19 protein-coding genes and 1 tRNA gene are annotated in these 21,876 nt (G+C 43.7%); 7 read left to right on the top strand and 13 right to left on the bottom strand.

The genetic code is table 11. The annotated features are described in order from the left end of the window. Positions 1-121 precede the first annotated feature (121 nt). Positions 122-1,006, bottom strand: coding sequence for a DODA-type extradiol aromatic ring-opening family dioxygenase (locus ACYX4N_RS10990; protein WP_476054043.1), 885 nt, complete (start codon positions 1,004-1,006; stop codon positions 122-124). Positions 1,007-1,096: 90 nt separating this feature from the next. Next, entirely contained in the window at positions 1,097-1,546 is a 450-nt protein-coding gene (locus tag ACYX4N_RS10985; protein ID WP_474806631.1) for a DoxX family protein, read from the bottom strand. Positions 1,547-1,756: 210 nt separating this feature from the next. Here ACYX4N_RS10985 and ACYX4N_RS10980 point away from each other — a divergent pair, with 210 nt between their 5' ends. Beyond that, positions 1,757-2,662, top strand: coding sequence for a LysR family transcriptional regulator (locus tag ACYX4N_RS10980; RefSeq protein WP_476054042.1), 906 nt, complete (start codon positions 1,757-1,759; stop codon positions 2,660-2,662). Positions 2,663-2,826: 164 nt separating this feature from the next. On the opposite strand, the gene ACYX4N_RS10975 is transcribed toward ACYX4N_RS10980, so the two are convergent. Then, positions 2,827-4,293, bottom strand: a complete 1,467-nt coding sequence (locus tag ACYX4N_RS10975) for a DUF3360 family protein (RefSeq protein ID WP_476054041.1) — start codon at positions 4,291-4,293, stop codon at positions 2,827-2,829. A 142-nt stretch (positions 4,294-4,435) separates the two neighbouring features. Continuing rightward, positions 4,436-4,527, bottom strand: a tRNA-Ser gene (locus ACYX4N_RS10970). Between the two features lie 239 nt (positions 4,528-4,766). Here ACYX4N_RS10970 and ACYX4N_RS10965 point away from each other — a divergent pair. From ACYX4N_RS10965 to ACYX4N_RS10945, 5 genes are read left to right on the top strand one after another with little or no spacing between them, the layout of a single operon-like run. Further along, on the top strand, positions 4,767-5,432 hold the full coding sequence (locus ACYX4N_RS10965; protein WP_014949619.1) for a Bax inhibitor-1/YccA family protein: 666 nt from the start codon (positions 4,767-4,769) through the stop codon (positions 5,430-5,432). A gap of 56 nt (positions 5,433-5,488) precedes the next feature. Then, a complete protein-coding gene (gene tusD / locus ACYX4N_RS10960; protein WP_476054040.1) occupies positions 5,489-5,878 on the top strand; it encodes a sulfurtransferase complex subunit TusD in 390 nt (129 codons plus the stop codon). Continuing rightward, positions 5,878-6,246 (top strand): DsrE family protein, encoded by a 369-nt coding sequence (locus ACYX4N_RS10955; RefSeq protein WP_476054039.1) that lies wholly within the window; start codon positions 5,878-5,880, stop codon positions 6,244-6,246. The genes tusD and ACYX4N_RS10955 overlap by 1 nt, the downstream gene beginning before the upstream one ends. Beyond that, positions 6,246-6,554, top strand: coding sequence for a DsrH/TusB family sulfur metabolism protein (locus ACYX4N_RS10950; RefSeq protein WP_476054038.1), 309 nt, complete (start codon positions 6,246-6,248; stop codon positions 6,552-6,554). The genes ACYX4N_RS10955 and ACYX4N_RS10950 overlap by 1 nt, the downstream gene beginning before the upstream one ends. Beyond that, positions 6,551-6,898: a TusE/DsrC/DsvC family sulfur relay protein gene (locus tag ACYX4N_RS10945; protein WP_370135783.1), complete on the top strand. Its 348-nt coding sequence runs from the start codon at positions 6,551-6,553 to the stop codon at positions 6,896-6,898. The genes ACYX4N_RS10950 and ACYX4N_RS10945 overlap by 4 nt, the downstream gene beginning before the upstream one ends. A gap of 44 nt (positions 6,899-6,942) precedes the next feature. On the opposite strand, the gene ACYX4N_RS10940 is transcribed toward ACYX4N_RS10945, so the two are convergent. Further along, on the bottom strand, positions 6,943-7,719 hold the full coding sequence (locus ACYX4N_RS10940; RefSeq protein WP_476054037.1) for a hypothetical protein: 777 nt from the start codon (positions 7,717-7,719) through the stop codon (positions 6,943-6,945). 353 nt (positions 7,720-8,072) lie between these two features. Between ACYX4N_RS10940 and ACYX4N_RS10935 the strand changes: the two genes are divergently transcribed. Beyond that, on the top strand, positions 8,073-8,510 hold the full coding sequence (locus tag ACYX4N_RS10935) for a host attachment protein (protein WP_474856798.1): 438 nt from the start codon (positions 8,073-8,075) through the stop codon (positions 8,508-8,510). Positions 8,511-8,597: 87 nt separating this feature from the next. Here the strand turns inward: ACYX4N_RS10935 and ACYX4N_RS10930 are convergent, their stop codons facing one another. From ACYX4N_RS10930 to ACYX4N_RS10895, 8 genes are all read right to left on the bottom strand, one after another. Further along, positions 8,598-9,302, bottom strand: coding sequence for an SOS response-associated peptidase family protein (locus ACYX4N_RS10930; RefSeq protein WP_476054036.1), 705 nt, complete (start codon positions 9,300-9,302; stop codon positions 8,598-8,600). A 148-nt stretch (positions 9,303-9,450) separates the two neighbouring features. After that, positions 9,451-11,418, bottom strand: coding sequence for an alpha/beta hydrolase family protein (locus tag ACYX4N_RS10925; RefSeq protein WP_476054035.1), 1,968 nt, complete (start codon positions 11,416-11,418; stop codon positions 9,451-9,453). 64 nt (positions 11,419-11,482) lie between these two features. Further along, the gene (locus ACYX4N_RS10920) at positions 11,483-14,416 is read right to left on the bottom strand and encodes a TonB-dependent receptor domain-containing protein (RefSeq protein WP_476056436.1); all 2,934 of its coding nucleotides are present in this window, start codon (positions 14,414-14,416) and stop codon (positions 11,483-11,485) included. 499 nt (positions 14,417-14,915) lie between these two features. After that, the gene (serS, locus tag ACYX4N_RS10915) at positions 14,916-16,217 is read right to left on the bottom strand and encodes a serine--tRNA ligase (protein WP_474806611.1); all 1,302 of its coding nucleotides are present in this window, start codon (positions 16,215-16,217) and stop codon (positions 14,916-14,918) included. A 10-nt stretch (positions 16,218-16,227) separates the two neighbouring features. Next, entirely contained in the window at positions 16,228-16,611 is a 384-nt protein-coding gene (crcB, locus tag ACYX4N_RS10910; RefSeq protein ID WP_014949631.1) for a fluoride efflux transporter CrcB, read from the bottom strand. 72 nt (positions 16,612-16,683) lie between these two features. Next, the gene (locus tag ACYX4N_RS10905; RefSeq protein WP_476054034.1) at positions 16,684-17,991 is read right to left on the bottom strand and encodes a replication-associated recombination protein A; all 1,308 of its coding nucleotides are present in this window, start codon (positions 17,989-17,991) and stop codon (positions 16,684-16,686) included. Beyond that, complete coding sequence (lolA, locus tag ACYX4N_RS10900) at positions 17,978-18,817, bottom strand: outer membrane lipoprotein periplasmic chaperone LolA (protein ID WP_476054033.1); 840 nt, start codon at positions 18,815-18,817, stop codon at positions 17,978-17,980. The genes ACYX4N_RS10905 and lolA overlap by 14 nt, the downstream gene beginning before the upstream one ends. Before the next feature lie 16 nt (positions 18,818-18,833). Beyond that, positions 18,834-21,644: a DNA translocase FtsK gene (locus ACYX4N_RS10895; RefSeq protein ID WP_476054032.1), complete on the bottom strand. Its 2,811-nt coding sequence runs from the start codon at positions 21,642-21,644 to the stop codon at positions 18,834-18,836. Between the last annotated feature and the right edge of the window lie 232 nt (positions 21,645-21,876).

Raw genomic sequence — 21,876 nt, 5'->3', positions numbered from 1 at the left:
GGCCTAAGCGAACAATTGATAAACAAAGTGCTTAATAATTGGTAAAAGAACGCTCAGCATGGCTGTATTTCATACTACATCTCGTAATGCGAGACCCAATAAAATAGCTGCTAACGTGAAATTAGTAGTGCCAAACAAACATACTTGCTGGTTTACTAAGCAGTGTTAAAGAAATGGCTTTGTCAGCTGCTTTGAAATTTGCTCCGTAGCAAACATGCAGTGGTAACAGGTGCTCTTCTCTGGGATGGGCATATCGTGCGTCTGGGGCTTCGGCCCAATCGACTAATCTAGCTCTGCGCTCATTTTCACTGTATGCCTTGCTTTGCATTGTTGTTTGTAGCCAATTATTAAAACGGGTAGCTTTTTGCATTGTATCGCTGGCTTTGTCAAAAAAGCCCTGCATATTATGAAAAGAAGAACCCGAGCCTAAAATCAGAATGTGTTTTTGCGATGAATTAGCCGTCGTAGCAGTTTCGACCGCTTTTCTCAGCGCTTTCCCTAATTCAATATGTTTGGTGGCATATAAATCAGACGTTATCGACATTTGAATACAGGGCACATCAGCCTTGGGATACATTATACTTAATGGGATAAACATACCGTGATCGAAACCTCGCTCATTGTCACCCCGCGCCGTTATACCCTGCTCTTTCAGATTTGTAACTATTGACGACGCAAAGCCTTTCTCCCCTTCGGCAGGGTATTTAATAGAGTACGCGGCTGGTGGAAAGCCATAATAATCATAAATTAATGATGGGCGCGGGTGTGTGGTCACACAGACTTCTGCTTCTTCCCAGTGGGCACTTATCACGATAATTAAATCTGGCTTTGGAAGTTCTATTGATAATCCTTTCAACGCTTTTATCATTTCCGCGTGATAAGCTGGTGCATCCTCCTCACCTTTTGAAAGCATTTCAAGAAGCGGAAGCGGGCCGCCGCCATGAGAGATATAGGCTGTTGTGATCCGCGCTGTGGGGTGAATATTTGACTGGGGGCGCTGTTGCATAGCATCACTCATTGTTAACTGCAATTTAGGGATTGGCTTATCAGAAAGCCAGCTATAACAAGCTGGCTTCAATAACCTAGTTCGGTTGTTTTACTTATTCAGCTTATTGCTAATAAGGGTATCGATAGATAATTTTCCGCCGCCTTGAATAGTCAATGCAGTCGTTGCAGCTAGAAGCGCAAGAGCAAATTCGTAACCGTTGTTGCTCATAAATAACCCATTAGGTGCATGCACGCTAAAAATAGCAATAACCATAGTAAAGGCGCTCACCAAAGCAGCAGGACGAGTAAGCAACCCAACTATAAGTGCTAGACCACCGAAAAACTCTGCGCTTCCAGCTAGTAGTGCCATTAAAAAACCAGGTGCTAAGCCTATGCTTTCCATCCACTGCCCGGTACCTTCCAAGCCATATCCGCCGAACCATGCGAAAAGCTTTTGCGCACCGTGAGCACTCAAAATAATGCCAACCGGAACGCGTAAAACCAAGCTAGAAACACTGTTGTTAGATGTAAAAATGCTTTTCAAAAATTGTTTATTCATTGCCATATCCTTAAAACCTTTGGTGACGAAAAGTCCCATGTTCAAAAATGTCGTAACTTAAAAATTAGAGCGCGCTGCTTGTACAATCTTTTAGTAGCGACTGCGCTAACCGTATGTGCTTAGAATAGTTACCAACAGCTATTGAATAAAGATGGCAATTATTGAATTATTACCAACATAATGTTGTTAATTAAATAATACGGGTTAAAAGTGGATAAATTATCTCTGTTGAAGACCTTTACCGTTGTTGCAAACGAGGGCAGCTTCACTAAAGCTGCAGAAAAGCTCGACACGTCGAACCAACTGGTGAGTAAATACATTGCAGAGTTAGAAAAGCAGCTTGATGCACGCTTATTTAACCGCACTACAAGAAAAATCCATTTAACCGAGGCCGGCCAACAATGCTTGCAACATGCTAATCATATACTTGAAAGTGTAAGCGACATGGAAAGTCAGCTTGGATTGCTAAGTACGCAAGCTAAGGGAGTTTTATATGTCAGTGCTCCAGTTACCTTTTCAACACTGCACTTAGCCGACGCTCTCTGCGCGTTTCAACAAGCACACCCTAACGTATCGATAAACTTGCAGCTTAATGACCGAAAAATTGATGTGATAGACGAAGGGTTTGATATTGCAATACGTGCTGGCCACCTTGCCAACTCAACGCTGGTGGCCAAGAAGATAACAACTATTAAACTTGCTTTATGCGCTTCTCCTGCCTATCTGAAAAAATACGGTACGCCACTACACCCCAACGATTTAAAGCCGGAGCACTATCTTGAATATTCTTATGTGAATTATGAAAACGATAAGTCAATGCTGATTACAGCGTTAAAGGCAAACGCCCAGAAAGTGATGCCTAAACTAACTGCTAATAATGGAGAAGTGCTAGCCAATGTTGCCAAACAAGGTGCAGGATATGTACTTCAACCTACATTTATTGTTGGTGAAGCGCTTAAAAACGGTGAGCTCGTTTCCATACTAAATGAATTCGTACCGCAAGCAATTTCGTTGTACGCCGTTTACCCGCACAGAAAGCTTATTTCTAATAAACTCAGGGTTTTCATCGACTTCTTGTCAAACTACTTTGGCGACACCCCACATTGGGATGAGTAGAGCAAAAAACTAAAAACTAAAAACTGGTACGCGTAACCCTGAAAGTATTCTTAAGGTTATTTTACCTAGCCCGCGATGGTACCAGACAAGGGAACAAGACAAGAAACAAACACAAAGGCAAACAAACGGCGGGGGAAAAGCTCCCACGCCGTATACTTTCAACACTACATTCTAAAGCTTTCCATTATTGCTGGTACACCAGGGAACATACCGATTAATGCCATAACCGTACACAGCACCAAGAAAGTAATACCAGGAATTACCCAACGGCCTGCTTTACCTAAATCGCCAGCTCTGTCTTTACACCCAACTACACCTAAATTATCCAATAGCATAGTAAAAGACCACCCAAATACAGGGTTAACTAGTACAGATGAAATAACGACCAGTGCCGCAGATTGCGTTGTTTTACCTTCTCGCGTCATTTGCATACCCGCTTCCATTAACGGAAGAAACACGCCAACAATCAAAGCAACACAGAGTACTGGAGGCCAAATGGCTAAGTCCATAGGGTAACCCCATAGCGCAGCGACAACACACAATAGCCCGGTAACTAATGCACCACCTGGAATTGGTCTGCGCGCAATAGACGCTGGGATAATATAGGTTCCCCACGATGATGAGATATTGCCCCCGCCTAATAAGCTTCCTACCGCCTGACGGCTTGAAGCAGCAATCATGGTGTCATCGATGTTCATGTGAGCTTTTTCACTTTTCTTCGGGTAACTGAGCTTTTGAAACACCTGATGCCCCAAAAAGTCCGGCGACCACATCGACACAGCAAGTACAGCAAAAGGTAACACCGCAATGAAGTGCGACCAGTCTGGTAAGCCTAGTTTCCAACCAGTGTCTTCGCCCCACCAATAAGCAGGGTTTAAATTAGGCATACCGGGCGATGTCGTAAACTCAAACGGCGCACCAAAAGCAAAAGCTATTGCTGCTGCCATTACCGCACCAAGCGGAATAGCCAACCAGCGCTTTTTAATATGCTCTAGCCATGCGTACATAAGAATAGTGGCTATGATCACTACAAAGGCTAGATAGGCCATATCGAAACTCTCTGCCCAGGCAAATAGCTTCTTAACCTGACCTGTAATACCTATAAAGCCCAAATATAACAATAACCCACCGCAAACACCGTTACTGGTAAGCTTAGCAAGTATGCTACCGCCCTTGGTTATGCCTAATATGAAACCAAACAAACCGATAAGCAGCCCGAGTGCCATGGGGTGACCACCAGAAGCAACGATAAGAGGCACCAAAGGTAAAAGCGGACCATGGGTTCCCGCCAAATTAGCAGACGGGTTGAGAAAGCCTGAAATTAAAACAACGAACAAGACAGCGGCGATAAGTAACTCGAAGCGTACGTTTTCAATAACAAACTCAGGGGATAACCCAAGTGGCGCTGCAAATGCACCAACTACAGCGGCAACCATAACTATTTTACCTATGGTTGCAGCCATCCCGGGTACAAAGTCTTCCCATTCAACGCGGTAGTCTTTACCGGGCAGGTTTAACCGCCAGCGTTTAGGAGAAAGTATTTGTAATTCGTGATTTAAATAGTCGTCTCGTGATTCAAAGCTACTACTTGGCTTGTGAAGATTTTGATAAGAAGAACTTTCTTGTGACACATAACACCTTTAGATTGCGCGAAGAAAACGCAAGCCTAAACATGTGAATGGAATGTAACAATGCGACTGTGGTCTTATACGAAAGTTTAACGTAGTAAACAGGCATAAAAAAACCCGCAACAATGTGCGGGTTTTCGTAATGTGGCGGAGAGTGAGGGATTCGAACCCCCGGTGGGTTTGACCCCACGTCTGATTTCAAGTCAGGTGCATTAAACCGGGCTCTGCCAACTCTCCTGAAGTGCTGCGTATCTTAATGATATTTTTATGACTGTAAAGCGAAAAATTAAAAAATTTGGTTAAGTGCCGAGATTTCAACCAAATACGCTGTTTAGCGCGTATAAAAGATGTTTTTATATTCACCTGACACCATTTTCATCTGAAACTACTTGAAAATGGGAACTAAAACCCATACAACATACACTAAATAATTGTGTACCATTTTGGTCATATCATAAGTCCTATTGGAGGAAACAATGGATCAACGTTCGATGTATTCAAGTGCATCTCAACCATCGGTATTGCAGACGAACAAGGTTCTACGCAACACCTATATGCTGCTTGCGATGACACTAGCGTTTAGTGCGGTTTGTGCTGGTATAGCAATGGCGGTAGGCATTTCTCCTATGATGTCTCTTGTTATGACTATCGGCGCATTTATTACGTTATTTGTAGTCCAGAAAAAAGCAGATTCTGCATCTGGCATCTACTGGGTGTTTGCTTTCACCGGTTTGATGGGCGCGTCTTTAGGTTACACGCTTAATTTCTACCTAGGTGTAGCAGGTCCCGGCCTAATCATGGAAGCACTAGGTGCGACAGCCCTTGTGTTCTTTGCGCTATCTGGCTATGCCCTTACTACAAAGAAAGACTTCTCGTTTATGGGCGGCTTCTTGGTTGTTGGTTTAGTTGTAGTGCTTGTAGCCGCTATTGCGAACATCTTCTTCGCAGTGCCTGCGGTAAGCTTAGCGATTAGTGCAGCGATTGTGTTTATTATGTCAGGCTTCATCTTGTTTGATACAAGTCGTATCATCCATGGTGGTGAAACAAACTACATTCGCGCGACAGTTTCGCTATACTTGAACATTTACAACTTGTTCACGTCTATCCTTCACCTTCTAGGTGCATTTGGCGGCGACGATTAATTTAACGTTAAAGGTTTAAAAGACAAACACCCCTTAACCGGGGTGTTTTTATTTGTATGGTAGAATATTCAATACTTATCACATCATCACCGTTTCAAGGCGATACAGCGTTACGCGCCCTCGCCTTTGCGCAAGGTGTTATTGATAATGGTGATGTAATAAACAACGTTTTCTTTTATAGCGAAGGTATACACCACACTAATAACTTAATGCTAAAGACGGGCGACGAGCTGTTCGTACTTGATAGCTGGAAGACTCTGGCAACTGAACACAAAGTAAAGTTACTCGTATGCATTACCGCTGCCGTTAAGCGAGGCATTGTGAGTGAGGTAGAGGCGAACGAAAATGGTTTGTCTCAGGCCAACTTAACCGCGCCTTTCGAGCAAGCTGGCTTGGGCGAATTCTTCACTGCGCTCCATGATTGCAACAGGTTGGTACAATTCTAATGGCGCATTTACTTATTAGGTTTACGCAAAGCCCTTTTTCCAATGCAAAAAGCCAAGATGGTTTAGATTTTGCGCTTGCTGCAACAAACTATGGGCACGATGTTAAAGTGCTTTTTGAAAACCAGGGCGTACTGCAGCTTGTTAAGGCGGCATCTACTAAAGGGCTTAAAAATCACACTAAACGATTAGCTAGTATGCCGTTCTTCGACATAGAAGAATGCTTTGTGTGTAAAGTGAGTGCAGATACCTACGACATTGACCAGGTTCTTGCTAATACCAGCTTAGTTGATGAGTTAGACTGTGAGTGGATAACCCCAGAAGAAAAAGTCGCGCTTATCCAAAGCGTAGATCATGTGGTGACATTCTAATGCTTATTACTATTTCAACGCCAAATTTGAGCACTGAATACAAACAGCTTATTGAAGCCACCTTTCAGCAAGCAACCTCTGCATATGTAGTATTCGTTGGTGATGGCGTTTATGCCCCTACGTTAAACACCGCGTTTTTTGAGGAACTAGCCAATACGGTAAAAGACAAGTCAACGCTTAGCTTGTCGTTCTTGAGTACAGACGCGGCTACTAGGGGCGCAAATCTGCCTGAACATTTTAACCCAATTTCCTACAAAGAACTTGCTGCAATATCAGCGAAAAATCAGCACTGGATACCCCTTTCATGACACAAGAAACCTATAGCTTCAATTATAAAGGTCAAGCGATCCCTACTGACAAAGCCGGGTATTTACTTGACTATACCCTTTGGGACGAAGGTATGGTTGAGCTACTGGCGCAAGAAGAGAACATTGAGCTAACCGAGGCGCATTGGGAAGTGGTGCGTTTTGTGCGCGCATTCTATGAAGAATACGAAACCAGCCCAGCAATTCGTGCTTTGGTGAAAGCCATGGCCAATAAGTTTGGGCCAGAAAAAGGTAATAGCCGCTACCTGCAGCGACTCTTTAAAAAAGGCCCGGCTAAGCAAGCCACCAAACTGGCTGGGTTGCCCAAACCTGCTAAGTGCTTATAAAGCTGGTGTTGAAAAGGCCAGGCATACATTAGTTCTGTTTTCCGTCAATCGCACCGTTCCGGAAAAGAGTACACTGTCTCTGTACAAGGAGTCTGGCCCTTATTCGCATAGCAAGTACGCATACTCACTGTCCTTTTGCATATTCCTGGAGAAAGGGGCTCTAAGATATTTGAAGAATCTAGATCAGGACCGACATAAGCCCCCCAATATTGGTGTTTTACCTGGTTTTTAGCAAGTTCTCTTCGGCACTGCTCGTCGTCAGTAATGGTATTAGTTAATTCATCTATTTCGCCATTTATAAATGCTAGAGCATGTGTCATCCCATCAATTTTAGACGTTCCTCTCTCTAGGCTTAGTGTTACCGAATTTAACTTATATCTATGATTTGTAGAGAGTTCCGATAAAAAACCAAGTCTAAAAACTAAGCTATCTTCAGCGTCACCAACAATAGCAATGCTAGACTCTTCACTTAAATCACGATAAACATTAAAGTCTACTGAATGACCATCGATTTCAATTTCTAGACCAGTCAATTCCTCACCTTTACCTAAATCATTAAGGTCCAAATTTTTACCGTTAACGTGTTCTATAATACTGCTTTCAATTTGGTTGCTGACTACTTTTTGCCCCTTTACTCCATTGTAGTATTGAGAGACAACATAGCATGCGGCTGACGTTCTAGATGATGATTGTGTAAGTGAGGCAAAAGAATTCGTTTCAGGGCTTTTAAAGGAGTTCGGCTGCCCGTATTCAATCATCGTCGTAGCATTCGCTATTGCGGGTAAGAATAGACAGGCCGCTAATATTCCGATTTGTTTCATTGAAAAGTCCTTATTTCTTATAGTGATAAATGTAGACTACAAGCCCTCTTCAATCAATATTACTGTTCAATACCATATATTATGATTTGATAAATTATATTAGCCTTATAAATAAAGCATAACTTGCTTCTTCTTAAATATTATTACAGCCATGCTTTTTGCTCGGTTTGAAACCTGCTTCGAGTTAGCTATTAGAAGCGACACCCTATTTAATTGTCTTAGCCTTGGTGTTGATATTGCAACACCCCTTTTACATTAGCGTTTTATTTCGGGTTTTAGGCACATTTTTCATACTTGCCATTAGAAAACACCATAAACGTGAATGTTTTACATAAAAGGACATAGGAGGCTGTATGACAGTTCAGAAACACTACGTAATTGTGGCTAACCACGACGACGCCACAGCTTACACCTATACCAACCACGGAAGTGCACTCGTTGAAGTAAAGAAATGGCACAATGAGTTTAGCGGCGCGAGTGACCAAGATATTTATACGGATAAACCCGGTAGACAATCGGCTCCCGCTTCGCAAGTACCGGGCGTTGATAGCATGAACCGAAAAGATGCCGCAGAACTCGAAGATGAACGATTTGCCAGCGACATCGCAGAGTGGCTGGATGGTGAGCGTAAACGAGGTGCGCTAGGCTCAATAGATATTATTAGCGGGCCGGGGTTTCTTGGAAAATTGCGAGGCGGAATGTCATCTCAATGCTCAGAAGTCGTCGACAAAGAAGTGAAAAAGAATGTTTTAGGCGCGGACGAGGAAACCTTGCTTTCCTATCTTAAATAAAACGTTCTACTGTAAATCTAAGATTAGAGGCGGCTGTGATTAAGGCCGCCTTTATTTTATTTGTATGCGCGGTTTGATTTAACAGTTTTAGTCAGCCTTTAACATGTTAACTTCACCGATTGCCTCGGCACTCTTAAACGTTTTTACTCGCGTGACTTCAAGGTCGTTATAAATACGAGGGTTATTCAAAATATACTCTACCTCATTATTTAATGAGCCTTGTTTGTCAGCGGTTAGCCATGCATTAATAGCGTGACTATCGTGAGGAAGAAAGCATGGAATGGATTTCTCGTGATACTGACTAAATCCCTCTACGGGTGGGCGTGTTACTACCGCACAGGAAAATAGCCCATTGCTAAACCGCCGATATACTGCGCCAATCAGCAATGCTCCACCAGTGGGCTTCATTAAGTAATGTGCTTTTCCTTTACCAAGTGGGTTTGACTCACCTACTGCCGTTGCTACGACTATCGCGCGTCGTTCTCGAATAAACTTGCTCCAGTAAGGGCTATCTAAATTACGGGCGTTAAATGTTGTTCTGTTGCCAACTTCTAACGTGTCGCCAACGGGCTTAGTATCAAACCACCATGTAGCATCTATGGTGCTAACACCAGACACTATTAAATTAGTAATTTGCCGTTCAGATGCTTTTCCAAATGCAGGATAAAAGTTAATGACATTGCTTGTGGAAGATTCGTTGACAAAAAGCGGAATGGTTTGTGTGAGCCCCACTTCTTCAAGCAGCGCTATAACGTCTGGTGAGTCAGTAATACGTTGTATAAATCCGCACATGTATTCTTTCTCTTTTTTATTTAGGATAACCTGTTTAATAGTAACGCTTAGCGTTAGAAAACAAAGCTAAAAATAAAAAAAGGAAACGGTAGCTAACCGTTTCCTTTTGATTTTATTTGCAATTTCTAGTTGCAGTAAAGCATGCTATTTACTGAGTATGCTTATCTAAAAACTTGATCATTGCATCCCAACGCTCTACGTTATTCTCAGGCTTATAAAAACCATGGCCTTCGCCTGATTTCATCATCCATTCATAGGGCTTGTTGTGTTTTTCCAACTCATCGCGCAATTTAAATGCGTGCTCTTTTGGTACACGAACATCTTCTTCGCCTTGAATTATAAAAACAGGAACTTTTATTTTATCTACATTCTTCACAGGCGACTGAGCAACTTGCTCTGCACCTTCAGGTAGTACGCGATTCAAATAATTAACCCCAGACTTACGAGTAGGGATATCACCTCCTTCCCTAAAATGTTGAAGACTATAGACACCCACAAAACCAATGGTGCATTTATACAGATCAGGCTCTCTAATTACGCTTTGAAGAGCGGCATATCCACCGTAGGAGCCACCATACACGCACATCCGGTCTTTATCTACGATGCCTTGTTTAACCAAGTGTAGAGAACCGTCAGTCATATCATCAATCATAGTTGTTCCCCACTTTCTGAAGCCTGCGGTTAAAAAGTCTAAACCATATCCGCCCGAACCTCTAAAATTAGGTTGTAGTACCGCGTAGCCATGAGACGCTAGCACTTTAGCGTCAGCGTTGATTTCTGCGATGGTATCGTACACACCGTGAGGGCCACCATGTGGAAGTAACACAAACGGCAAGTTTTTGGATTCACCAGGAGGAAGGGTAAGCACTGCTGATATCTCTTGCCCATCTCTTGCTTTGTATGTAATCAACTTAGACGCTGGAATGCTAATATCATTCATCCAAGGTCTTGATTCAGCAAGTTTGACAAGTTGCCGTGCTTCTTTATCAAACAAATAGAATACCGACGGATTATTCGCATTGTTTACTCTAAAAATAGTCTTATTACCATCTTTGGTCGATGACGTTGCGCTTATAGTTTGTCCTTTAAATGATTTTAGAAGACTCGCAATTATCGACTGTTCAGATTTGTTTTTTACGTCTTGAAATAAAACTGCATCTGGTTGTTTATACTCATAAAAAGCACCAAGCAATTCGCGAACCTGACCACCTTCAGCGTGAAGAATAGGTGTTACATCTACTTTTTCGTGAGCATAGAGTACCGTATGCTCCCTCGTTTCTATATTGTAGGTCGCTATAGCTTTGGTGGGCGTCTCTATTGAACTTAAACCAACTAGGGTCTTGTCATCGTCTAACAGTACAATAGGCTCAAAGAAAGGCGCATAATCTTCCGCTTCAAAAGCCACAAACCAATCTTCATCTTTCGAAGCTCGAACCAATAGCTTTTGTTTATTACCTTCATTTGGGTCGGTATTAAAAGTTGCAATTGCATAACCTTCACTGTTCGTGATTACACCAGATGTAATCCCGTCGTATCCGCGCAATGGTAAACGGCCAAGACCACTTTTACGGCCATTACTTACTTTCATTTTATACAGATCTAAATATGGCTCTTTAGCATATAGGTCTACACTTGAAACAATTACGGCATCTGGTTCATTTGGAAGAAAGTCTACCATCTGAGAAAAGCGCTTATCGCCACTTTCTGAACGCCATCCCGTCAATATTGTATTGTTTGAACCGTCAGCATTCATTGCGATTAGTTCACCCGTTGGAAGGGGTCTTTCGAATGAACCAACTTCGCGAGCCATCGTAAGCAAAAGGCGTTCATCATTCAGCCAATTGAAACTACTTACCGATTTCTTCCCTTTTCCACGAGTTATAGATACTACTTTTTGATTTTTTATATCTAGCACCGTTAAAAAGATTACACCGTCTTCTTTATCCCGTGAAGTTGATGCCAAATAGGTGCCATCGGGGGATATTTTAATATCTAGATAAAGTGAAGGGTTTGCGTAAGCCTCTAATACTTGCTTGTTTACATCTGCCCTCGCGGAAACCAATAAAAATTGGTTTCCTAGCATTAACGTTATGAAAAGTAACAAACGCGCTTTCATTTATAATTATCTCCATGTAAAAAAGCCTCCGATAAACGGAGGCTTACTACGTCAAGCCATACTTTTAGAAGTTGTATTTCACGTTAGCAAATACTCTTCGGCCGATAAAGTCGTACTGAGAGAATAAAGCAGAGTTACCTAACTCAAAACCACTTCTAGATAAACGAGGTGGCTCTTGGTCAAACATGTTTGCTACACCCACAGTAACATCGAAGTCTTCGTAAACAAATGAGCCCGACAATGCGTGATATGTCGTCCATTTTGTTTCATCAATAAACGTCACTGTTTCGCCATTTAGCGTAGTAGTATTTGTTTCGCTACTGTAGTACTCGTAATCATTAGTAGAGTCGAAGTAGCTAGCAGTCCACGTAATGCTCCAGTCGTCTCTACCATAGGTTAGACGAGCCACACCTACGTGTTTAGGAATACCGTTTTCACCAACTTCATTATTATATGGAGAGTCTTCAAACAACAGGCCATACTTTTCAATCTGCATAGTGTGTTCTACGCGGAAACGAACATTACCCCAATCGAATTCCTCATCATAAGTGAAGTTGTAGTCAACACCACGTACGCGTTGGTATGAAATGTTTACGTAACCACCGTTAACTTGGTCGATACCAAAATCGTTTGCGTCTGAACCGTCTCTACGTGTAAATAAATCACATAGTGGCTCGTTTGCAAAATCGATAGAGTTATAACAACGGTTTACGATGTCTGCACCGCCCAAGTTGTCAATCTCGTTTGAAATTTCAATATTGAAATAGTCAATTGAGAAAGCGTATGTATCTTCAGGGCTTGTAAGAACAAGACCGATGCCTTCTGCAACTGAAGTTTCTGCTTCAAGACGACCTACACCACCGCTAGTAACAAGTAATGCTGAACTTCCACCTTGCTCGTAATCCGCAGGAATACCCTCAGATTGACAGTTAGCAAAAACGGTATCGTTAATTGCACCTGACTCGAATTGGTTTACATAGTCAAGACACGGGTCGATAGCTAGCTGACCAGCGAAACCTGTCTGTTCTGCAAGGTATAGCTCGTATAGTGCTGGAGCACGGAAAGACGTACCGCGGCTTGCACGAACGCTCACACCGTCGATGATTGACCAGTTCAAGCCTAGTTTAAACGTTGTGTCTGAACCATAAGTATCAACATCGTTCCAACGACCAGAGGCAGTTAAATCCAGGCTTTCGAAGCCAGTAACGTCTTCTAAAACTGGAATTTTCACTTCTGCGTAAATTGCTTTAGTTAACTGGTCACCAGCAGTGATACCTGCTCCAGATAGGCCCCAAGAGTTGCCGTTTAGAGTATTCTCTCCAGGTGTATCCTCGATTTCATCTTTTTGGATTTGGAAACCGAATGCAGCACCTACTTCACCAACTGGTAAAGTGAACAAGTCGCCAGTTACATAACCTTCAAGGGTTTGTTGGTCGTAAGTTGTTTGCCCGCTATCACGGCCAAACAAGAACGCTTCTTGTGCTGGTGTTCTGTTACCGTAAAGGAATTCCGGGTCAGTCCATGGAATGTCAACACAGGTATTACCGCTAAAGTCGGTTACTTCACCAGAACAACTAACGCCATCAGCAGCATTGAACTGTGCCATCAACATAGCATCGTTATAGATAATATCTTGTTCGTACTTACCATCGTTGTAGCTGTACTGGTAAGATAGATCCCAAGTCCAGAAGCCAATATCGCCGGTAGCACCAACAACACCACGGGTATAGTCAACTTGAATTTCTGAGCTGAAATGATCTGTTAAAGCAACAGGGAAAACTGAACCTGCCCCATCAAAACCATCCAATACATCAGTAGATAGAGTGCCCACGTCAGCAGTCCAAAACTGACGATAGTCATCAGTTTTTGTTGTACGACGGCTGTGAATGAATTCACCGTAAACCACTACATCATCAGTAAGGTTATATTCACCTGTTGCATAGATTGACGCATTTTGTGTTTCTGGCACAACAGTTTGCGAGCCTAAGAATGGGTGGTTCTGATCCCACCAACCTTCACTGGCATAGTCATCGTTAAATGAAACAGGGTACCAGCCTTCTGGCGTTGTAAAGCCAACGTTTGCATCGTTAATGCTTTCAAAACCATTGTTCGCAAAGAAGTTATCGTAGTCATACGCTGCTTGTAAGCTACCGCCGTATGCTGAAGATACATCACCGTACAACCACAAACCGTAACCGGTTTCGGCACAGTGGTATTCACCTGTACGAGGGTCGATAGGATCGGTACGTGAACCGTCTTCAGCAAACTGTAAACGTTCAGTACAGTTGAAGTAGTCTCGGTCTCCACGGCGTAGCATAGATACCTTGCGGTAGTCAGCGGTTACGCGGAACGAGCCTTCAGCATATTCTTCACCAAATGAAATATTGATTCGACGGTCTTCACCACCCGATTCCATTGGCTGGCTTATATCAACGTTTACTGTCTTCTCGTCGCCTTTTTTGGTGATGATGTTAATTACACCGGCTACCGCGTCTGAACCATACAGAGCTGATGCACCGTCCTTAAGGATTTCAACACGCTCGATAGCTGAAAGTGGCAGACTGTTCAAATCGAATGAAGAAACTGCACCACGTGTACCCGCAGGTCCTGCACGACGGCCGTTTAATAGAATAAGTGTACGGTTTGCACCTAAGCCACGAAGACCAACAGTTTCTGCACCAGTACCGCCATCAGTTACATAACCAACTGTAAGCGCTGCAGTGATCTGGCTTGAACCTGCTGCTGCAGTACTTGTACGAAGTAGTTCGCCCAATGTCTTTAGACCTTCGCCTTCAGCATCTTCAACAGAAATGATGTCGATAGGTGTATCATTAGCAAAAGAATCCGTACGAATACGAGAGCCGACTACTGAAATCTGTTCTACTGTTTCAGCGTCTTGTTCCGCAGAATCTTGAGCGGCGACATAAGGCGTTGCGCCTAAGCCCAGCGCTATGATTATCCCCTGAGATAATCGGTTTAGTGTGTTTCGGTTTTCCATATTTGTTCCCTGGAATTCGGCTTTCTGAACAAATAGAGCTACCGAAAGGTAAGTCCATTTATCCATGAAGCTTTCTTTTTTTAATTAAATGTAAATACGACCTATTTTCATTATTGTGATTGAGGTGAACTTACATTTCAGTTTTGTTACGTCAAGCGCAACGTTAGCCAAAAGTATAAGATATAATTGTAAGTGTCAATTATGACTTTAGCGCATGAAATATATGTGATTTATGAGCAAAAAGCGCTATCCATTTACATTTAGAAACAACTTTTATTGCTTACTTTTTGAGCTATAAGGTGTTGTTTATATATGGATTTTATTACATGCCAAGAGTTTGCTTAAACAGCATACAAACTTACTTAGCAATAAGTATGAGATTCAGAAGTAGGAGGGAGAATTATAAAATCCGATACCTCTTACGGTACCGGATTTTTTGATGCTTATAGATAATAGAGTGGCTTGAAATTGCCATGGATTATCTACTGGTAGAGTTTATTTACGCACTAGTCGCCTTAATCACTTCCTGGCCTGCCATGTAAGGAACGAGTGCCTTTGGAATGGTTACGCTTCCGTCTGCTTGCTGGTTATTCTCCAGTATAGCTACAAGCGTACGCCCTACCGCTAAACCAGAACCATTCAGTGTATGAAGCAGTTCAGTTTTATTCGTTTCAGGGTTACGGAATCTTGCCTGCATACGTCTCGCTTGGAAGTCCAGCATGTTAGAACATGATGAAATTTCACGGTAAGTATTCTGTGCAGGTAGCCATACTTCAAGATCATAGGTTTTACATGCACCAAAGCCCATGTCACCGGTACATAGCAACACTTTGCGGTAAGGTAGCTCTAGCTTTTGCAGAATAATTTCCGCATGACCAGTAAGCGCTTCTAGCGCGTCGAAGCTATCTTCTGGCTTAACTAGCTGTACTAGTTCTACCTTGTCGAATTGATGCTGACGAATTAGACCACGGGTATCACGACCGTAAGAACCGGCTTCAGAGCGGAAACACGGTGTGTGTGCCGTCATCTTAACAGGCAGTGTTTTCGCGTCTAAGATCTCATCGCGCGCAATATTCGTTAGCGGTACTTCTGCCGTTGGAATAAGACTTAGCCCCTGCCCTTCTTCGGTTGCTGGCTTAGTATGGAATAAATCTTCTCCAAACTTAGGCAATTGGCCTGTGCCGTACAAGCTATCAGCATTAACCAAGTAAGGCACGTACATTTCTTGGTAGCCGTGTTCTTGTGTATGGGTATCAAGCATAAACTGAGCAAGTGCACGGTTTAGGCGGGCCATATCGCCACGCATGACGACGAAGCGGCTTCCTGTAAGCTTGCTTGCAGTAGCGAAGTCTAAGCCGTTGTTTAAGCCTTCAGCGACATCTACGTGATCTTTTACTTCAAAATCAAACGTGCGAGGCTCGCCCCAACGAGAAATTTCCACGTTGTCGTCTTCATCTTTACCTTCTGGTACAGACTCATGCGGCAAGTTAGGAATGCCCTGCGTAAGGGTGTTTATTTCTTCTAACAGTTCGCTAAGCTCTGCTTTAGCGGCGTCAAGCTCATCACCCAGTTTACCCACTTCAGCTAAAAGCGGTGCGATGTCCTCACCCTGCGCCTTAGCTTTACCAATGGATTTACTGCGTACGTTGCGCTCGTTTTGCAGATCCTGTGTTCTGGACTGAAGTGTTTTTCTTTTTTCTTCAAGCGAACTGAAAGCTGCTACATCGAGGTTAAAACCACGGGCAGCTAATCGCTTAGCTGTTTGTTCTATATCGCTTCGCAAACACTTTGGATCTAACATGTGTTTCTAATTATCCTTTCATCAATTGAATGGCTAGCCAACCTGCTATTAGGCAAGCGCCAACGTTAAGAAATACGTTTGCTGCGGCTTTAAGCCACAACCCGTTTTCTAATAAAGTTAAGGTTTCAACGGAAAATGTTGAGAATGTGGTAAAGGCACCTAATAGCCCTACACCGATAAGCGCTCGGTAAGGAGAGTCGCTTAAATCATGACGTTCGATAAAACCGTACAGTAATGCGAGTGCAAACGACCCGACCACATTCACCGTTAGTGTACCAAACGGCATGTGTTTTCCAAATAAGGAATCAACACTTGTGGTAACAAAATAGCGTAAACAGGCGCCGGTCGCACCGCCAGCGGCAATAAAACAATACAAAGCTAACCCTTGAGGCACGAAAACTCCCTAGCGCATTTTTTATTAACTAATTCATATAATCTGAACTAGTTGAGTTACTTGTCTGCAACTTTACCTTTTATTGTTACTTCTCGCATTAAGTGAATCGAGAAATTCACGCTTGGCTTTCAAAGCTTTCTCTAAACCGCGTTCGTTAGGATTATACAAGCGAGTACCGGCAAGGCTATCTGGTAAGTATGTTTCGCCAGCTGCGAAGGCATTCGGCTCGTTGTGTGCATAGCGATAACCGTCTCCATGACCCAGTTCTTTCATAAGCGATGTAGGTGCATTGCGCAAATGCATAGGAACCGGTGCATCCGAGGTCTTTCGCGCTAACGATTTTGCTTCATTAAACGCCATGTAAACCGCATTACTTTTTGCAGCTAAGGCACAGTAAACGGCGGCTTGTGCGATGGCACGCTCGCCCTCTGCAGGCCCTACGCGATGGAATGTATCCCATGCGTTTATGCATAGCTGCATAGCCCTGGGGTCGGCGTTACCAATATCTTCAGACGCGATAGCCAGTAATCGCCTTCCCACGTAAAGAGCATCACCGCCGCCATCCAAAATTCTTGCATACCAGTAAAGTGCAGCGTCTGGATCTGAACCCCTTACAGATTTATGAAAAGCTGAAATCAGGTCGTAGAAGGTGTCGCCTTTATTGTCGTAACTAGCAACTTTCTCACCTACCGCATGCTCAACATCGCTAACGGTGATTTCGCTAGCACTTGTGAAGTCTGCGGCCAGTTCTAAATAAGTAAGAAGGCGCCGGGCATCGCCACCACTTAAATCTATAAGGGCGTTTCTTGCTATCTCTTCAATACCAAGGGCTCTGTCACCAAGACCTTTTTCGGTATCACTCAATGCTCTATCGACTAATTCTGATAACGCGTTCTGCTCGAGTGTTTTTAGCACATAAACACGGACTCGCGACAACAGCGCTTTGTTTAATTCAAACGACGGGTTCTCTGTTGTTGCGCCTATAAAGGTAACCACACCCGATTCAACAAATGGAAGAAAAGCATCCTGTTGACTTTTGTTAAACCTGTGTACTTCGTCAACAAACAATAAGGTTCGCTGGTTATAGCGGGCGTTTTCTTCAGCCGTATCCATTGCGGCTCGGATATCTTTTACCCCAGAGGTAACCGCAGAAATACGCAACACAGACGCGTTCGTGTATTGAGCAATGAGTTCAGCAAGGGTAGTTTTACCGGTACCGGGCGGCCCCCACAAGATCATAGAATGGCAATGGCCCGCCTCTAACATTTTACGAAGCGGCTTACCTTCGCCTAGTAAATGCTCCTGACCGCTGTACTGTTCAATGGTAACTGGGCGCATTCGTGCCGCGAGGGGCGCGAAATCTTGATTAACGCTGGTCATCAATTATGAAGCTGTCTGGAATATCAACTGAGAAGGTATCGGCTGGCACTGGAAAACGCGTTTCAATATTACTGAACACCAAAGTGCTGATTTGCTGTTGCGCATCGAGCATATTAAGCGAAGCGAGTTCGCTGTCTTGGTTAAAGGTTAATGTAAGCGTTGCGATTTGGCCGCCCTGTTCTTTTGGCGTGATTTGGTAGCTTTTTAAGATGCTAACACCATTGATGCTGTCTGCCGCGCCGTTTTCAGGTGTTACAGCCGATGAACCGCTATTTAATTGACTGATAGAGAACTTTGACCACGTTGCTTCATCTGTCGATGTAAGCAAAACAATAGGGTTATCTTTAATCGCATTGTCTTGAGATAGGACTGTCACCTGCTCTACAAAGGTATCTACATTCCAAACCGCTTCGCCATCGGCAACCAAAAGGGTTTCATCCGGAAACGTGGTTTCCCAGCGAAGCTTATTGGGGCGGGTCATGGTTAACGTACCCTGCGCCTCGTGCACCACATTTTGCTGGGCGTCCATTACTGTTTGCGCAAAGCTTGCACGAAACTGTTTCATATTGCTTAACAATGCCTGCAGCGACGTACTTGCAGAATCATTGATAAGCGATGAAGCTTTAGGCTGACTGGTGTTTACTGTGGCATTAGCCTGAATAGCGTCATGAGCACTGACAACCTCGTGAGCATTGTTCTTGTTAATAGTTGAACCTGTAGTATCTAATTCTACTGCAGCGTTAGCAGCAGTCATTGCTGTACCTGCCGTTGCCATTGCACTCACAAAAACTGCACTCACAAAATAAACCGAAACTGCTTTATTCATTTATTCAATCCATTCGTTATTCTTTGTGGGGCGGCGGTGCAAGCACCTCACGGTTTCCGTTATGCCCCTGTGCACTTACGACACCACTCATTTCCATTTGTTCAACCAAGCGCGCTGCGCGGTTGTAACCAATTCTGAATTTACGCTGCACACTTGAGACACTGGCACGACGAGTTTCGGTAACAAATGCAACGGCCTCATCGTAGAAGGCATCGAATTCTTGGTCTTCGCCCTCTGGCTGTTCGCCTGGCAATAAGACTTCCGCCGTTGCTTCGCCATTAAGGATCTCATCAATGTACTCTGGCTCACCGCGTTTTTGCCAGTCGGCCACTACCGCGTGTACTTCATGATCGTCTACAAACGCGCCGTGAACACGAGTAGGTACTGGGCTTCCAGGTGGAAGATAAAGCATATCACCCATACCTAGCAGGGTTTCTGCGCCTTGTTGGTCGAGAATGGTTCTTGAGTCTATTTTACTTGATACTTGGAATGCACAGCGAGTTGGAATGTTCGCTTTGATCAAACCGGTAATAACATCTACCGATGGACGCTGTGTAGCGAGAATAAGGTGTATACCTGCCGCACGGGCTTTTTGAGCGATACGTGCAATAAGCTCTTCAACTTTTTTGCCCACAATCATCATCATGTCGGCGAATTCGTCCACTACCACAACAATAGCTGGTAGTTTTGCTAGGTCTGGCGCTTCGGCATCCATACTTTCTTCATTCTTCCAAAGCGGATCTTTAATTGGCGTACCGTTAGCAATGGCTTCTTCTACCTTAGCGTTATAACCTTTGAGGTTACGCACACCAAGGGCACTCATTAAGCGATAACGACGTTCCATTTCACCTACACACCAACGAAGTGCATTGGCGGCCTCTTTCATATCGGTCACGACCTCAGAAAGTAAGTGCGGTATGCCTTCATATACTGAAAGCTCAAGCATTTTAGGGTCTATCATGATCATGCGAACGTCTTCAGGCGTGCTTTTATAAAGCAGACTCAAGATCATCACGTTCACACCCACAGATTTACCTGAACCTGTAGTACCGGCAACTAAAAGGTGAGGCATTTTAGCTAAATCAACCACTACTGGCTGACCAGAGATATCTGCACCCAGCACCATGGTTAAAGGTGATTTATTAGACTGGAAGGTATCGCAGCTAATTACTTCACTCAAACGCACCATTTCGCGTTTTTTGTTAGGGAGTTCTAGTCCAATAACCGATTTACCTGGAATAACCTCTACTACACGAACTGAAATAGCTGACATTGCACGGGCTAAGTCTTTTGATAACCCTGTAATTTTGCTCACTTTAACACCAGGCGCTAAATCAAGCTCAAAACGCGTAATTACTGGCCCTGGGTACACACCCACTACAGTCGCTTCAATATTGAAATCAGCCAGCTTTTCTTCAACAAGGCGAGAAATACCTTCAATCTCTTCCGGCGTCAGCGGATTTTCATGTTTGTCAGCACGTTCGAGCAAATCGAACGACGGCATAGGTGGTAAATCAGGGTCAACCTCACCCGATTTCGCTTTAACCGGCTTAGCACCAAGTGCTGCAGGCGTGAATGCTTGATTGCTTTCTTGGCTCGCTGTTTGTGCCTGTTCTGTTTGTGATTGCGGCGTTTGTGCCTGTGCTGCTGGCGCAGGTGTTTCGCTAACACTCACCGAAGGCGCGGGCTTACTTCCTGTTTCATAGGGTAAGTCTTCATCAAACTCTTCTAGCTCATCAAAATTAATATGCGGGCTTTGCTGAACCTGAGGCTCACTTTGAATACTTTCACTTTCCGGCGACACTGGCTCATCTTGGTTAGATTTACCCAAGCCTGATTTATCTTTAAAGCTACCCGTTACCGCATTGCGCATACCTGATAGTGAAAATGCTGACTTCTTCGTCTCAGGTTCACTTTCGCCCGCATTTGAAAGCGCTTCATCGCTTCGTAAGTTTTCGCTATCTTGCGTCGAATTACCTTCAGCTTGCGCCTTATCGCTGCCATCATAAGTATAAAACGGTGGCTCATCATCAAGCTCATCAATACCGAAAGAGGGTTCATTGCGAGTCGGAGTAGCTCTCTGCGTAGGTGTTTGCGGTTGCTGTGGCTGTTCCTGGGCTTTTGCGGAAGAAGCTAAGGGTTCTGCTCGCATACTGGTAATATCCAGCTCGGCAGTGTCGGTGTTCTCTTGATTTGATGATTTATTGGCCAACGCCAGGCGTGGCATTTCAAGTGCCAATAAACTCTGTGGTGCAGACAGGGTTTTACGCCCCAACCACAGCGTTCCTTCCCCTAGCCTATCGATAATAGTAAGCCAACTTATACCTGTTAAAAGCGTAAAGCCAGTACAGAAAAAGCAAAGTAAAAGTAGGATAGTACCAGCGGTATTAAAGTACGGTATAAGCGCTGAACTAATCACATCACCTACAAAGCCGCCGGCTGAAAAGTTATAGATATCATCAAAATTGATACTGGCGATGCCCGTTGCGCCAAGGGCCATTAATAACCCACCGATAATTCGCAAACCTATGGTGAGATAGTCGAATTCGTCCAGCTCTTTGATGTGCTGGAAAAGGAACCACCCTAAAAATGCAGAGCCAAATGGGAGCAAATAAGCAAGAAAACCAAACGAAAATAGCAATAAGTCAGCAACCCATGCTCCAGTGGCGCCAACCCAATTGTGAATGTCTAATTGTAATCCAGCCTGACTCCAACCTGGATCACCTGGATGAAAAGATACTAGTGCCAGCAATAAGAAGAAGGCGAAAACACAGGCGATAATCATGCCTGCTTCCCACACTCGCTGAACCCCTGTTAATCGCGCCATAACCCTAAAGAACCTTCAATTTCTATCGCATGTAGTTTTATATCGACTAATGGTCTTAGCCTATACGTACTATCTTTGCGTTAAACGCTACAAAGAGCTTAGCGAACTCTTTGCAATCCCTAAATAATTATTATTTGAGTAATGTTGGTAAGTAGCTGAGCCTATTAAAAAAGCTATTGGGATGCTCCCCTACCCTATTGTATGTGAACCGCAACAATCCTTTCGTTGCACA

The organism is Alteromonas sp. ABH4_452, assembly GCF_056311825.1.
Note: the sequence above shows the minus strand (reverse complement) of the source record. Positions and strands in the feature narration are given on the sequence as shown.